Origin of the sequence: Achromobacter sp. 2789STDY5608621 (assembly GCF_001299375.1) — a bacterium.
In the GTDB taxonomy this organism is placed as follows: Bacteria; Pseudomonadota; Gammaproteobacteria; order Burkholderiales; family Burkholderiaceae_B; genus Achromobacter; species Achromobacter insuavis.
Map to the genome: position 1 here is coordinate 16,384 of NZ_CYTU01000062.1, position 13,191 is coordinate 29,574.

Annotated in this window: 15 protein-coding genes and 1 riboswitch; of the genes, 7 read left to right on the plus strand and 8 right to left on the minus strand. The window is 68.4% G+C overall.

Going from position 1 to position 13,191, the window contains the following annotated elements; genetic code table 11:
- Window positions 1-23: 23 nt before the first annotated feature.
- The gene (locus AOZ53_RS30180) at window positions 24-632 is read right to left on the minus strand and encodes an HD domain-containing protein (RefSeq protein ID WP_054490679.1); all 609 of its coding nucleotides are present in this window, start codon (window positions 630-632) and stop codon (window positions 24-26) included.
- A gap of 73 nt (window positions 633-705) precedes the next feature.
- Window positions 706-1,581: a LysR family transcriptional regulator gene (locus AOZ53_RS30185; protein WP_054433249.1), complete on the minus strand. Its 876-nt coding sequence runs from the start codon at window positions 1,579-1,581 to the stop codon at window positions 706-708.
- Window positions 1,582-1,722: 141 nt separating this feature from the next.
- Between AOZ53_RS30185 and AOZ53_RS30190 the strand changes: the two genes are divergently transcribed.
- Genes AOZ53_RS30190 through AOZ53_RS30205 form a run of 4 tightly spaced genes read left to right on the plus strand, consistent with a single transcriptional unit; the run spans window position 1,723 to window position 4,699 of the window.
- Window positions 1,723-2,154: a VOC family protein gene (locus AOZ53_RS30190; protein ID WP_006386852.1), complete on the plus strand. Its 432-nt coding sequence runs from the start codon at window positions 1,723-1,725 to the stop codon at window positions 2,152-2,154.
- 24 nt (window positions 2,155-2,178) lie between these two features.
- On the plus strand, window positions 2,179-2,913 hold the full coding sequence (gene pxpB, locus AOZ53_RS30195; RefSeq protein ID WP_054490681.1) for a 5-oxoprolinase subunit PxpB: 735 nt from the start codon (window positions 2,179-2,181) through the stop codon (window positions 2,911-2,913).
- The gene (locus AOZ53_RS30200; protein WP_054433140.1) at window positions 2,910-3,899 is read left to right on the plus strand and encodes a 5-oxoprolinase subunit C family protein; all 990 of its coding nucleotides are present in this window, start codon (window positions 2,910-2,912) and stop codon (window positions 3,897-3,899) included. The genes pxpB and AOZ53_RS30200 overlap by 4 nt, the downstream gene beginning before the upstream one ends.
- A 29-nt stretch (window positions 3,900-3,928) precedes the next feature.
- Entirely contained in the window at window positions 3,929-4,699 is a 771-nt protein-coding gene (locus AOZ53_RS30205) for a LamB/YcsF family protein (RefSeq protein WP_054433139.1), read from the plus strand.
- Window positions 4,700-4,710: 11 nt separating this feature from the next.
- Here the strand turns inward: AOZ53_RS30205 and AOZ53_RS30210 are convergent, their stop codons facing one another.
- Both AOZ53_RS30210 and AOZ53_RS30215 read right to left on the minus strand, forming a co-directional pair.
- On the minus strand, window positions 4,711-5,412 hold the full coding sequence (locus tag AOZ53_RS30210) for a GntR family transcriptional regulator (RefSeq protein WP_082385845.1): 702 nt from the start codon (window positions 5,410-5,412) through the stop codon (window positions 4,711-4,713).
- Between the two features lie 113 nt (window positions 5,413-5,525).
- Window positions 5,526-6,164 carry a trimeric intracellular cation channel family protein gene (locus AOZ53_RS30215; RefSeq protein WP_054433137.1) on the minus strand — a complete coding sequence of 213 codons (639 nt, stop codon included), beginning with the start codon at window positions 6,162-6,164 and terminating at the stop codon, window positions 5,526-5,528.
- Window positions 6,165-6,431: 267 nt separating this feature from the next.
- On the opposite strand from AOZ53_RS30215, the gene AOZ53_RS30220 reads away from it, so the two are divergent.
- On the plus strand, window positions 6,432-7,301 hold the full coding sequence (locus AOZ53_RS30220) for a universal stress protein (protein WP_054490685.1): 870 nt from the start codon (window positions 6,432-6,434) through the stop codon (window positions 7,299-7,301).
- A 37-nt stretch (window positions 7,302-7,338) separates the two neighbouring features.
- Here AOZ53_RS30220 and AOZ53_RS30225 read toward each other — a convergent pair whose 3' ends face one another.
- The 4 genes from AOZ53_RS30225 to AOZ53_RS30240 all read right to left on the minus strand — a co-directional run bounded on the left by AOZ53_RS30225 (window position 7,339) and on the right by AOZ53_RS30240 (window position 11,477).
- Window positions 7,339-8,586 carry a muropeptide transporter gene (locus tag AOZ53_RS30225; protein ID WP_054490696.1) on the minus strand — a complete coding sequence of 416 codons (1,248 nt, stop codon included), beginning with the start codon at window positions 8,584-8,586 and terminating at the stop codon, window positions 7,339-7,341.
- 102 nt (window positions 8,587-8,688) lie between these two features.
- Window positions 8,689-9,303, minus strand: coding sequence for a methionine biosynthesis protein MetW (gene metW / locus AOZ53_RS30230; protein ID WP_054433135.1), 615 nt, complete (start codon window positions 9,301-9,303; stop codon window positions 8,689-8,691).
- Complete coding sequence (locus AOZ53_RS30235) at window positions 9,300-10,571, minus strand: homoserine O-succinyltransferase MetX (protein ID WP_054490687.1); 1,272 nt, start codon at window positions 10,569-10,571, stop codon at window positions 9,300-9,302. Before AOZ53_RS30235 ends, metW begins: the two co-directional genes overlap by 4 nt.
- A riboswitch (SAM riboswitch) is annotated at window positions 10,561-10,642 on the minus strand. Its footprint overlaps the gene before it by 11 nt.
- Before the next feature lie 79 nt (window positions 10,643-10,721).
- Complete coding sequence (locus tag AOZ53_RS30240; RefSeq protein WP_054490689.1) at window positions 10,722-11,477, minus strand: GntR family transcriptional regulator; 756 nt, start codon at window positions 11,475-11,477, stop codon at window positions 10,722-10,724.
- A gap of 181 nt (window positions 11,478-11,658) precedes the next feature.
- On the opposite strand from AOZ53_RS30240, the gene AOZ53_RS30245 reads away from it, so the two are divergent.
- Window positions 11,659-11,940 (plus strand): UxaA family hydrolase, encoded by a 282-nt coding sequence (locus AOZ53_RS30245; protein ID WP_054433132.1) that lies wholly within the window; start codon window positions 11,659-11,661, stop codon window positions 11,938-11,940.
- A 32-nt stretch (window positions 11,941-11,972) separates the two neighbouring features.
- Window positions 11,973-13,148 (plus strand): UxaA family hydrolase, encoded by a 1,176-nt coding sequence (locus AOZ53_RS30250; RefSeq protein ID WP_054433131.1) that lies wholly within the window; start codon window positions 11,973-11,975, stop codon window positions 13,146-13,148.
- Window positions 13,149-13,191 lie beyond the last annotated feature (43 nt).

Here is a 13,191-nt window from a genome sequence, read left to right on the forward strand (position 1 = left end):
GGCCCAGGGCCTCGACCGCCGGCTCAATCCGCCGCGTCGGACGCCGCCGGCGCACTTCCCCCGAAATGCGCCGCCACCCAGCGCTCGCAGACTTCCCACAATTGCGGCGCCCCGCGCTGGATCACCGGGCCGTAGCGGGCCAGCACCTGCTCGTGCGACACGCCGTTCTCGGTCCAGGTGCCGCCGCCCGTGAACACGTTGATCAGCAGCGGCTGGAAGCGGTCCAGCGCCTTGGCGAAGCGCGCGTCCTCGCTCTCGGCCTGCTCGAATTCCCGCCACAGCGCCAGGAACTCATCGCCCTGCGGCGAGGGCAGCAGACCGAACAGCCGTGCGGCCGCCTTGTGCTCCTGCTCGGCCTGCCACGCCGCCGACGAGCCGCCATGGATCGGGAAATCGCCGACGTCGATCTCGACCACGTCGTGCAGCAGCAGCATCCGCATGACCCGCTGGGTATCCACCGGGCCGCTGGCGTATTCGCTCAGCACCAGCGCGTACAGCGCCAGATGCCAGGAATGCTCGGCGGAATTCTCCTTGCGGCTGCGGTCCAGCAGCGGCGATTGCCGGATGACGGTCTTGAGCCGGTCGATTTCCCGGAGGAAGGCCAGTTGTTGTTCCAATGCGGTCGCTGCCATGGTGTCCTGCGTGGGCGTCAGTCTTCGGTCGGATGTCGATCGAGTCCCCGACACTGTACTGCCATGGCGGCGCTCAGGGCGCCAGCGTGGTCCCGGCCGCCCGCGCCAGGCATTCCGCCATCTTGCCGCCGACGCTGCCGGCGTCGAACGGCAGCCGCCCGATGATGCCAATCTCGCGATGGAACGCCGCCTCGCCCAGCGACACCAGCCGCAGCCCGTCCAGGTCGAGGCCGCGCAATCGCGGCAACAGCGCCACGCCCAGCCCATGACGCACCATGTTGGCGATGGCCTCGATCTCGTCGAGCTCCACCGCCTCGTGCACCGTGATGCGCTGCTTCTTCAGGAACAGGTCCACCACGCGCCCGCCGAAGGACGCGCGGTCGTAGCGGATGAAGGGTTGCGCGGCCAGCACCTCGCGCCACGGCGCGGGCGCCATCGCGGCCGGCATCGCCAGCACCACTTCCTCGCGCAGCAGAGGCTGCCAGCCCAGCTCCGGCGGCAGCGTGAACGGCGGCCGGATCAGCAGCGCCATGTCGACCTCGCCGGCGTCGACCTGCCCCAGCAGCGACAGCGACACCCCCGGCACGATCCGCACCCGCACGTCGGGATAGCCGGCGCGGAACTCGCCCAGCGCCCGCACCAGCAGGTCCTGCTGCACCGAGGCGATGGCGCCGATGCGCAACGATCCGCTGACGTGGCCCGCCCCCGCCGAGGACGCCATGCGCTCGGCCATGGCCACCAGCTCCTCGGCCTGCGGCAGCATCTCGCGGCCATGGTCGTTCAACACCGCGGCGCGCGCGCTGCGGTCGAACAGCGCCACGCCCAGGTAGTCCTCCAGGCGCTTGATCTGGGCGCTGACGGCCGACTGGGTCAGGCCCAGCTGGGCCCCGGCGCCGGTGAAGGTGCCGTCGCGCGCCACGGCGATGAAGGTCTTGAATTCTTTGATCACGATCAATATTTTCGATGCTAAGACACAAAAAATATCGTTTTTCAATCAAAAAAACAATTCATAAACTAGCAACTCAGGACACGACCCGATGGTGACGGTCCGCATTCTGAATTACCTTTTCCGCCTTATCCGGAGCTTTTCATGACCGCTCAAACCAACCTGCCGCCGTTCCACCTGGCCTTCCCGGTCCGCGACCTGGCCGAAGCCCGCGCCTTCTACGGCGAAAAGCTGGGCTGTCCGGAGGGCCGCAGCTCGCCCGAATGGATCGACTTCAACTTCTACGGCCACCAGATCGTCGCCCACCTGGCCCCCAGCGAATGCGGCCACAAGGCCACCAGCGCGGTCGATTCGCATAATGTGCCCGTGCGCCATTTCGGCGCGGTGCTTTCCATGGAACAATGGGAAGCCATGGCCAAGCGCCTGACCGATGCCGGCACCGAGTTCGTCATCGAGCCCTACATCCGCTTCAAGGGCGAAGTCGGCGAACAGGCCACCATGTTCTTCCTGGATCCGTCGGGCAACGCGCTGGAATTCAAGGCGTTCAAGAACCTGGATTCGTTGTTCGCCAAGTAATCCGTCTCTACAGGTTTCGTGCCGTTGAACGCTATATCAGACATATCTTCTCCGGCCGAAACCGCCTGGCGCATCCAGCCCCAGGGCGACCGCTGCCTCATCGTCTCTTTTGGTGACCAGATCGACGCCGCCATCGGCCGCACCTGTCTGGCGGCGGCGCGCAAGCTGCGCGACGCCGGCCTGCCGGGCGTGACCGACGTGGTGCCGTCGTTCGTGGCGGTGGCGGTGCATTACCGGCCCGACGGCCTGGGCAACGGCCCGACCTACGCCGGCCTGGCCGAACGCATCGAGGCGCTGCTGGCCGACGGCATCGCGGCCGACAACGCCGCCGGCCGCGAAATCGACGTGCCCGTCTGCTACGGCGGCGACTACGGCCCCGACCTGCTGGACGTGGCCAAGGCCGCCGGCCTCACCCCCGACGACATCATCGCGCTGCACAGCGGCCCGCGCAGCATGGTGTTCATGCTGGGCTTCGCTCCCGGCCATGCCTACCTGGGCGTGCACGACGAAAAACTGAATCTGCCGCGTCGCGCCTCGCCGCGCACCGCGGTGCCGGCCGGCGCGGTGGCCATCGCCAACCGCCAGACCGTGATCTACCCCAACCGCCTGCCCGGCGGCTGGCACATCATCGGCACCACGCCGCTGACCATGTTCGACCCCGCGCGCGACCCTGCCGCGTACCTGCAACCGGGCGACTCGGTGCGCTTCGTGCCGATCACCCCCGACGAATTCGAGCGCCTGCGGGAGGCCCGGCCGTGAGCGTTGCCGTCATCAAGCCGGGCATGCTGTCCAGCTTCCAGAACCGCGGCCGCGAGGGCTACCAGCACCAGGGCATCCCGGCCGCCGGCGCCATGGACGAACGCGCCCACCGCCTGGCCAACGCGCTCGCCGGCAACACCGGCGACCCCGCCACGCTCGAGATGACCCTGACCGGTCCCACGCTGCGCTTCGACGCGCCGGCCTGCTTCGCGCTGGCGGGCGCCGACCTGGGCGCCACGCTCAATGGCCAGGATATCCCCCAACACCGGCCGCTGGTCGCCCGCGCCGGCGACACGCTGGCCTTCGGCGCGCGGCCGGCCAATGGCGTGCGCGGCTACCTGGCGGTGCACGGCGGCTTTGCGCTGACGCCGGTGATGGGCAGCGAGACCACTTACCTGCGCAGCGGCTTCGGCGGCTTCGAGGGCCGCGCGCTGGCCAGGGGCGACCAGGTCGGCCTGCGCCAGGCGCTCGACGGCCGCGACCTCGACGCATTGCAAAAGGCCCTGTGGGACCTGCGCATCTACCTGCCCGGCGCGCTCGGCAACAAGCAGCGCGACACCATCCGCTTCCTGCCCGGCATGCAATGGCAGGAATTCTCCGAGGCCACCCGCCATGCCTTCGGCGGCTCGGAATTCCGCATCAGTCCGCAGTCCGACCGCATGGGCTACCGCCTGCAGGGTCCGGCGCTGTCCATGAGCCAGCCGCGCCAGATGCTATCGGAAGCGGCCTGCTTCGGCACCGTGCAGGTGCCCTCGGGCGGCGAGGCCATCATTCTCATGGCCGACCGGCAGACCACCGGCGGCTATCCCAAGATCGCGCAGATCGCCACCGTCGACCTGCCCTTGCTGGCGCAATACGCGCCAGGGCGCACGCTGCGCTTTTCCCTGATCGAACTCGAGGACGCGCAACGCCTGGACGGCGAGCGCGAACGCGCCTTCACCCAATTGCTGGACGCGCTGGCGCCGCTGCGCGCGCTGCTGGGGTGAACGGCCCTAACCCAGACAGGAACCCCATCATGAGCACAAGCATCGACCTGAACTGCGACATGGGCGAAAGCTATGGCGCCTGGAGCATGGGCAACGACGCCGCGGTGCTGGCCTTCGTCAGCTCGGCCAATATCGCCTGCGGCTTCCATGGCGGCGACCCCGCCACCATGCGCAAGACCGTGGCCGCCGCCCTCAAGCAGGGCGTGGCGCTGGGCGCGCACCCCAGCCTGCAGGACCTGGTCGGCTTCGGCCGCCGCGCGATTCCGATCACGCCGGACGAAGCCTACGACATCACCGTCTACCAGATCGGCGCGCTGGCCGGCGTGGCCGCCTCGCAAGGCGCGCGGCTGCACCACGTCAAGGCGCATGGCGCGCTCTACAACATGGCCGCCAAGGACGAAGGCCTGGCGCGCGCGATCTGCCAGGCGGTCAAGGACGTGGATGCCTCGCTGGTGCTGTACGGGCTGGCCGGCAGCAAGCTGATCGACGCCGCGCGCGCCATCGGGCTGGCCGCGGCCAACGAGGTCTTCGCCGACCGTTCCTACCAGGACGACGGCTCGCTCACGCCGCGCACCCGCGCCGGCGCCATGATCGAGAACGTCGACCAGGCGGTGGCGCAGGTCGTGCGGATGGTGCGGGAAGGCAAGGTGCGCTCAGTCGACGGTAGGGACGTGCCGGTGCAGGCCGACACGCTCTGTATCCACGGCGACCAGCCCAATGCGCTGGTATTCGCCCGCGCCATCCGCGAAGCGCTGGAGCGGGCCGGCATCGCCGTGCGCACGCCGTCCGCGCACGCCTGACGGTCGCGGGCTTATGCGCGCCCGTAGCGCGGCGCGGACTCTTCGGCGTCCTGCAGCGACGCCTCGTGGTAGGCCCGCAGGATGCCCGGCAGCACATCGACCACGTAATTGCGCGTCAGCTCGGCGGCGCGGTCGAAATCGCGCTGGTCCAGCGCCTGCGTGATGCCCTGGGTGTAGGCCTGCAGGTTGTTCGAGGCCATGGTCTGCCTGGCCAGCAGGTAGCGCAGCGGCTCGACCTGCTCGTACAGCTTGGTTAGCACGTCCGCCAGCGGCGAATTGCCGGTGAAGCGGGCGCTGGCCAGGTAGAACTCGCGCAGCGCCGAGATATAGGCGCGCACGTCGCCCTTGGCCATGGCGGCCGCGATCGCCTCGTCATAGCTGCGCAACTCGGCCACCAGGGGCGAGATGTCGTCGATCTCGGCGACCTGGCGGATGCAGTAGGCTTCCAGCTCCGCGCGCAACTTGTACAGGTGGCGGATCTGGGTTTCGGAATACAGGGTGACCCGAAAGCCTTTGCGTTGGACGTGCGTCACCAGGCCGCTCAGTTCCAGCAGACGCAGCGCTTCCCGGATGGGACTGCGGCTGGTGCCGAAACGCTGCTCCAGTTCCTGTTCCCGCAATGGCTGCCCGGGCCTGATAGTGCCATCCACTATCAATTCACGAATCTGTTCCTGAAGGAAATACGGAATCGTGGCGGGCGCTTTGACGTCCAATCGGCTCCCCTTGTACTGCGTGATGCAAAGTATTGCGACAGCGACAAGATACTAGAAATTTATTGAAACACAAATAGGAAAATTGTTGCAGGAATGCGGGCTGCGAGAGGGCCTCAGTGCCAATCGTCGCGGTACACGAACTTCGGCATCTGCCAGTTGAAGCGCAGGGCCAGCAGGCGCAGCGCCAGCCCGACCGCCAGCGCGATCGGCACGGCGGCGTTGGCCGGCAGCCCCAGGGCCTGCACGCCCAGGTAGAGCGCCCCGGTCACCACCGACACGCTGGCGTACAGCTCCTTGCGGAACAGCAGCGGCACCTCGTTGCAGAGCACGTCGCGCAGCACGCCGCCGGCGCAGCCGGTGATCATGCCGCTGATCAGCACCACCGTGATCGGCAATTGCATCAGCTGCGCCACCTGGCAGCCGATGACCGTGAACGCCACCAGGCCCAGGGCGTCGGCCAGCAGGAACACGCTGCGCAGGCGCCGCATCACCGGGGCGATCAGCGCGGTCAGCAGGGCCGCGCCCGCCGTCATCCACAGATACTCGGGATGCACCACCCAGGTCAGCGGGTAGTGCCCCAGCAGCACGTCGCGCAGCGAGCCCCCGCCCAGCGCGGTGACGCAGGCGATGATGCACACCCCCATCCAGTCCATGTCGCGCCGGCCGGCCGACAGCGCGGCGGTCATGGCTTCGGCCACGATGGCGACCAGGTAGAGCGTGTGCAGCAGGGCGGGCGAAAGATCGTAGAACATGGAGCGGGCGGAAATGGGGCAAAGGCCGCCCGAAAATCGGGGAACGGTCGCGGGGAACGGTCGGCGGCAGGCCCCATTGTATTGACGCGGGCGGCGGCCGGCGCATTGCCGGACGGCCGCGCCTCCCTTACGCTGGAAGCGCGTTGACATCGGTCAAGCCCCGGTTCGCGCCCCGGCGGGACAATGGGAGTGTGCCCGCAAGGGCGATAACGGCCGGACGGCGGGCTAGCGGGAGTCACCGGCCCGGCCCCATCTCGGGAGAAACGTATGTCGCAACAACCTGGCCCCATCCTTCTGGCCACGGACCTCAGCGCGCGGGGCGATCGCGCCCTGGATCGCGCGCTGCAACTGGCCAAGGAACTCGACACCAAGCTGGTCGTGCTGCACGTCATGGAAAACCACGGCGTATCGGCGCGCCTGACCACCCCGGTCTGGCGCCGGCTGGCCGCGGACCACAAGGCCGTGGCCGAGCGCGAACTGGCCGAAGACCTGGCCAACGCCGGCGTCGCCACCGAAGTCGTGGTGGTCACGGGCGATCCGCTGATGCGCATCATGGAAACCGCCGACAGCTTCGGCTGCTCGCTGATCATCGCCGGCATCGCCCGCGACGAGACCCTGGGCCGGCTGCTGCTCGGCACCACGGTCGAGAAGCTGGCGCGGCAAGCGCGCCAGCCGGTGCTGGTGGTCAAGAACCGGCCGCGCAAGCCGTACCGCGACGTGCTGGTGGCCACCGACTTCTCGGCCGGCTCGCGCCAGGCGCTGCGCGCCGCGCTGCAGCTGGTGCCCAACGCCGACCTGACGCTGTTCCACGCCTACGACGTGCCGTTCCAGGGCAAGAACGTGCCGGACGACGCCGTCACCCGCAGCTTCTACCACGCGGCCGAGCAGAGTTCGCGCGAGTTCATCGCCGAGACGCCGGAACTGGCCGACGTGACGCCGCCCAAGGTGGTGCTGGAATGCGGCCAGCCGGAAACGGTGCTGTCGGAATACTCGTTCAACCACCGTTCCGACCTGGTCGTCACCGGCACCCATGGCCGCACCGGCCTGCTGCGCACCGCCATCGGCAGCGTCGCCGAGCGCCTGCTGGAAGCGCTGCCCAGCGACGTGCTGATCGTGCGCCTGACCGACGAGGCGTAACGCGCCGCCCTGGCGCCGGACCCGCACGGGCCTGGCGTCAGGCGTCGCCGTCCTGCATCATGGCCTCGATGCGGCCGCGCAGCAGATACAGCAGCAACAGGCCCGGCAGCGCGATGACCACCGTCACCAGGAAGAACCCGGGCCAGCCCAGGTGTTCGACCAATGGCGGCGTCAATGGCCCGGCCAGATAGGTCCGGCCCACGGCCGACAAGGCCGACAGCAGCGCGAACTGCGTGGCCGAGAAGCGCTGGCGGCACAGGGCCATCAAGAGCCCGACGAAGGCCGCCGTGCCCAGGCCGCCGCACAGGTTTTCCAGCCCCACCGCCGCGCCCATCAGCCAGATGCTCTTGGGGCTCACGGCGATCAGCCAGTAACCAAGGTTGGACACCGCCTGCAGCAGGCCGAACACCATCAGCGACCGGTACAGGGTCCAGCGCGACATGATGAGCCCGCCGGCCAGCGCGCCGACCACGGTCGCGGCCATGCCCATGACCTTGTTGACCGCGCCGACCTCGGTGGGCGTGTAGCCCGCGCCGCGGATCAGGAAGGTGGTCGAGAGCGCGCCGGCAAAGGCGTCGCCCAGCTTGTACAGCACGATCAGCAGCAGCACCGCCAGCGCGCCGCGCCGGGTGAAGAACTCCTGCAAGGGCGCCGACACGGCCTCGCCCAGGCTGCGCGGCGGCTTGGCCACGTGCTCCGGCTCGGGCGCCCACAGCGTCGCCAGCGCGCACAGCAGCATCAGGCCGCCCATCACCGCATAGGTATTGCCCCAGCCGATCCACTGGTCGGCCAGGATCAGCGCCAGGCCGCCGGAAACGATCATCGCCACCCGGTAGCCCATGACCTTGATGGCCGCGCCGGCGCCGCGCTCTTCCTTGCGCAGCACGTCGGTGCAATAGGCGTCGAAAGCGATGTCCTGGGTGGCCGACAGGAAAGCCACCAGCACCGCCAGCAGGGACAGCGTCTGCAAGGCCGAAGACGGCGACAGCGTGCCCATGACCATGATCGCCAGCCCCAGCAGCACCTGCGTCACCAGCATCCAGCCGCGGCGCCGGCCCAGCAGCGGCGGCGCATAGCGGTCCACCAGCGGCGCCCACAGGAACTTGAGGGTGTAGGCCGTGCCCACCAGGGTCAGGAAGCCGATCTGCTGCAACGGCACGCCGGCCACGGTGGCCCAGGCCTGCAAGGTGCCGCTGGTCAGTGCCAGCGGCAATCCGCTGGCGAACCCCAGGACCAGCAGGGGCGCGACGCGGGGACTGGTGTAGACGTTGGATACAGCGGTAATGACGGTCTCCTGGAACGAGCCGCCGCGGCGCACGGGCGTGCGCGGCGGGCTTGCGGCATTTTAGGCGCTGGCGCCCGGGCCGTCAGCCCGCGTTGCAGAATGTCAGGGCGAGGCGAAGCGGTACACCGCCAGGGTGCTGCGCCAGCTCGGGAAGGCCTTGATCTCGCGCCCTTCGTTGAAGGTGGCGCGTTCCAGGATGCGCAGGCCCAGCTCGCCGGCCAACTGCTCGAAGTCGCGCAGCGTGCACAGGTGGATGTTGGGCGTGTTGTACCACTGGTAGGGCATCTGGCCCGTCACCGGCATGCGCCCGCGCAGGATGGCCCAGCCGTGCGGCCAATAGCCGAAGTTGGGGAACGACACCACGCCATGGCGCGCCACCCGCGCCATTTCGCGCAGGATGTGCTCGGTGCGGTGCATCGACTGCAGCGTCTGCGACAGCACCACGGTGTCGAACTGCTTGTCGTCGAACAGCGCCAGGCCGTCTTCCAGGTTCTGCTGGATCACCTCGACGCCGCGCCGCACGCAGGCGATGACGCAGGTGTCGTCCACTTCGACGCCCGCGCCGCGCACCTGGCGCTGATCGCGCAGGTGCGCCAGCAGGGCGCCGTCGCCGCAACCCAGGTCCAGCACGCGGCTGCCGGGCTCGATCCAGCTGGCGATGCGCGCCAGGTCGGGCCGCAGCGCGGTCAGGGCGGGACGGGGAGTCACAGGAGTCATGCGGAGCGTCCTTCGGTCTGGGCGGCGCCGGTCAGCTGCAGTTCGCGGGCGATGCGCTCGTAGTAGCCGCGCACCACCGCATGGTAGCGCGCGTCTTCCAGCAGGAAGGCATCGTGCCCGTGCGGCGCGTCGATCTCGGCGTAGGTCACCGGGCTGGCGTTCTTGAGCAGGGCGCGCACGATCTCGCGCGAGCGCTCCGGCGGGAAGCGCCAGTCGGTGGTGAACGACACCAGCAGGAAGTCGGACTTGGCCGGCGCCAGCGCGCGCGCCAGGTCGCCGCCGGTCTTGCGGGCCGGATCGAAATAATCCAGCGCGCGGGTGATCAGCAGGTAGGTGTTGGCGTCGAAATAACGGGTGAACTTCTCGCCCTGGTAGCGCAGGTACGACTCGACCTCGAACTCGACGTCGTAGCCGTAGTGGTAGGCGCCATCGGCCGCCGGCGCGCGCTGGGCGCGGCCGAATTTCTCGGCCATGTCATCGTCGGACAGATAGGTGATGTGGCCGATCATGCGCGCCACCGACAGGCCGCGGCGCGGCACGGTTTCCTGCGCGTAATAGTCGCCGCCGTGGAAATCCGGGTCGGTGATGATGGCGCGCCGCGCCACCTCGTTGAAGCCGATGTTCTGCGCCGACAGGCGCGGCGTGCTGGCGATGACCACGCAATTGGCCACGCGCTCGGGCAGCGTGATGGCCCAGCTCAGGGCCTGCATGCCGCCCAGCGAGCCGCCCATCACGGCGGCGAAGCGTTCGATGCCGAAGTGGTCCGCGACCCGCGCCTGCGCCTGCACCCAGTCTTCCACCGTCAGCACCGGGAACGCGGCGCCCCAGGGCTTGCCGGTCTCGGGATTGATGCTGGCCGGCCCGGTCGAGCCGAAGCACGAGCCCAGGTTGTTGACGCCGATGACGAAGAACACATCGGTATCCACCGGCTTGCCGGGGCCCACCATGTTGTCCCACCAGCCGACATCGCTGGGGCTGTCGGCCGCCTGGCCCGCCACGTGGTGCGAGGCGTTCAGGGCGTGGCAGATCAGCACGGCGTTGCTGCGCGCGGCGTTGAGCGTGCCGTAGGTTTCGACCGCCAGCTCGTAGGAAGCCAGCGACTGGCCGCTGAGCAAGGCCAGCGGCTCGTCGAAACGCAGGAAGACGGGAGCGACCAGTCCGACGGAACCGGGATCAGCGGCGTCGGACTGAGAGATGGCGGCGGCGGGCAGGGTCGCGAGCGCGGCGCTGGCCGAATCACCGGCCGAATGTTGGGCAGGAGTGGTCATACGGACCTCTTTAGCTGGATTTATTGGAAGGCGCCCGCAAGCGGATCAGGCAAATCGGCGCCGAAAATTGGGTAGTGCGGCAGGAATTCTAGCACTGCTTGCGCGGGGGGCCGCAAGCGCCCGCGTCCGATACGCGGGCCGGGCGGCGGCTCAGGCCCCCGCCTCCCAGGGTTCATGCCCCAGGTATTCGTAGCGTTCGGTGTTGACGCGCGAGATGCGCCATTCGACCGGCTGGCGGTTGTAGGAATACGCCAGGCGGCGGATCTCCAGCAACGGCCCGCCCTCGGCCACGCCCAGCCAGCGCGCATGGGAACGGTCGGCCAGGCAGGTGCGCAGGCGTTCATCGGTGGCGATGACGTTGACGCCGAACACGTCCTGGTACAGCGCGTACAGCGTGCTGGCGCGTTCGCGCAGGTGCGCCTCGGTCATGCCCGGAAAGCGCGATTCCGGCAGGCAGATGTCGTCGACCATGACCACGTCGCCGTTCAGCGACAGCATGTTGAGGAACTCGAACACGTAGGCGCCGGCCGGCAGGCCGAGCTTGTCGCGCGCCTCGGCCGAGGCCTTGACGCGGCGAAAGCGCAACAGCTCGGTGGCCGGATACGACTTGTGGCCGTCCTGGCGCAGGATGCGGAAGAACTTGAAGAAATGGCGGTTGCGCGTGTGCACCGCGACATAGGTGCCGCGGCCCTGATGGCGCACCAGGATGTTCTCGGCGGCCAGTTCGTCGATGGCCTTGCGCAACGTGCCGATCGACACGCCGAAGCGCTCGGCCAGGTTCTTTTCCGGCGGAATCGCCTCGCCCTGCTTCCATTCGCCTTGCGCCAGCGCGGCAAGCACGGCCTGCTTGACCTGCTCGTACAAGGGACTGCCCAAAGGCACAGTCGATGACAGGCTGGTGTTCATGGGTGCATCGCAATAAATCAGGGCCTCCAGTGTAGCGGCGAGGACCGCCTCGGCTCAAGTCATACAATTCATATATATGATTTAGTTGACATGCGAAAAAGCCCGCCCTAAGATTTGCCGGACGTTGTGATCCGAAGCGCCCGCGGCACTCCGCCGCGCGCTCACCCAGGAGAGGAAGACGATGATTCACGCCGTATTGCACGATGCCAAGGACACGGTGGCGGTCGCCGTGGTGGAGGGCCTGACCGCCGGAACGGAGCTCAATGCCTGGATCATGGACGAGGACAAGATCGTCCACGTGCGGGCCTCGCAGGACATCCCCATCGGCCACAAGGTCGCGATCAAGGACATGGCCGTGGGCGACACGGTCTTCAAGTACGGCGTGGACATCGGCCGCGTGGTCGCGCCGATCCAGGCCGGCCAGCACGCCCACGTGCACAACATCAAGACCAAGCGCTGGTAAGCCGCCTCCCCTCGCCCACACAGGAAACCATCATGTCCGTCATCAATGCTCAGACCACCTTCCAGGGCTACCGCCGCGACAACGGCCGGGTCGGCGTGCGCAACCACGTCATCGTGCTGCCCGTGGACGACATCTCCAACGCCGCGGCCGAGGCCGTCGCCAACAACATCAAGGGCACCCTGGCCCTGCCCCACCCCTACGGCCGCCTGCAGTTCGGCGAAGACCTGGAACTGCACTTCCGCACCCTCATCGGCACCGGCTGCAACCCGAACGTGGCGGCGGTGGTGGTGATCGGCATCGAGGAAGGCTGGACCAAGCGCGTGGTCGACGGCATCGCCGCCACCGGCAAGCCGGTCATGGGCTTCAGCATCGAGCTGCACGGCGACCACGACACCATCATGCGCGCCTCGCGCTGCGCCAAGGAATTCGTGCACTACGCCACCGCGCTCACGCGCAGCACGTGTCCGATCTCGGACCTGTGGGTCTCGACCAAGTGCGGCGAGTCCGACACCACCTCGGGCTGCGGCGCCAACCCGACCGTGGGCAACGCCTTCGACAAGCTCTACGCGCTGGGCTCGACCCTGGTGTTCGGCGAGACCTCGGAACTGACCGGCGGCGAACACATCGTGGCCGAGCGCTGCGCCAACGACGCCGTGCGCGAACGCTTCATGTTCATGTTCGACCGCTACCAGGCCATGATCGACCGCTGGAAGACCAGCGACCTGTCCGAATCGCAGCCGACCAAGGGCAACATCGCCGGCGGCCTGACCACCATCGAGGAAAAGGCGCTGGGCAACATCCAGAAGATCGGCAAGCAGTGCCGCGTCGACGGCGTGATCGACAAGGCCGAGATCCCCGACGGGCCGGGCCTGTGGTTCATGGACTCGTCCTCGGCCGCGGCCGAGATGGTGACGCTGTGCGCGGCCTCGGGCTACGCGGTGCACTTCTTCCCCACCGGCCAGGGCAACGTCATCGGCAACCCGATCCTGCCGGTCATCAAGATCTGCGCCAATCCGCGCACGGTGCGGACCATGTCGGAACACATCGACGTCGACACCAGCGCCCTGCTGCAACGCGAGATCGACCTGAACCAGGCCGGCGACAAGCTGCTCGAATGCATGCTCGCCACCGCCAACGGCCGCTGGACCGCGGCCGAGGCCCTGGGCCACCGCGAGTTCGTCCTGACCCGCATCTTCGAAAGCGCCTGACGGCGCCCGGCCGGCGCGCCACGCGCGCCGGCCGCCCCCGCAG

Bases quoted from the DNA above. Each gene is read 5' to 3' on its own strand.
- AOZ53_RS30180 (WP_054490679.1), bottom strand. From the start codon at position 632: ATGGCAGCGACCGCATTGGAACAACAACTGGCCTTCCTCCGGGAAATC.
- AOZ53_RS30190 (WP_006386852.1), top strand. From the start codon at position 1,723: ATGACCGCTCAAACCAACCTGCCGCCGTTCCACCTGGCCTTCCCGGTC.
- AOZ53_RS30205 (WP_054433139.1), top strand. From the start codon at position 3,929: ATGAGCACAAGCATCGACCTGAACTGCGACATGGGCGAAAGCTATGGC.
- AOZ53_RS30215 (WP_054433137.1), bottom strand. From the start codon at position 6,164: ATGTTCTACGATCTTTCGCCCGCCCTGCTGCACACGCTCTACCTGGTC.
- AOZ53_RS30220 (WP_054490685.1), top strand. From the start codon at position 6,432: ATGTCGCAACAACCTGGCCCCATCCTTCTGGCCACGGACCTCAGCGCG.
- metW (WP_054433135.1), bottom strand. From the start codon at position 9,303: ATGACTCCTGTGACTCCCCGTCCCGCCCTGACCGCGCTGCGGCCCGAC.
- AOZ53_RS30235 (WP_054490687.1), bottom strand. From the start codon at position 10,571: ATGACCACTCCTGCCCAACATTCGGCCGGTGATTCGGCCAGCGCCGCG.
- AOZ53_RS30240 (WP_054490689.1), bottom strand. From the start codon at position 11,477: ATGAACACCAGCCTGTCATCGACTGTGCCTTTGGGCAGTCCCTTGTAC.
- AOZ53_RS30245 (WP_054433132.1), top strand. From the start codon at position 11,659: ATGATTCACGCCGTATTGCACGATGCCAAGGACACGGTGGCGGTCGCC.
- AOZ53_RS30250 (WP_054433131.1), top strand. From the start codon at position 11,973: ATGTCCGTCATCAATGCTCAGACCACCTTCCAGGGCTACCGCCGCGAC.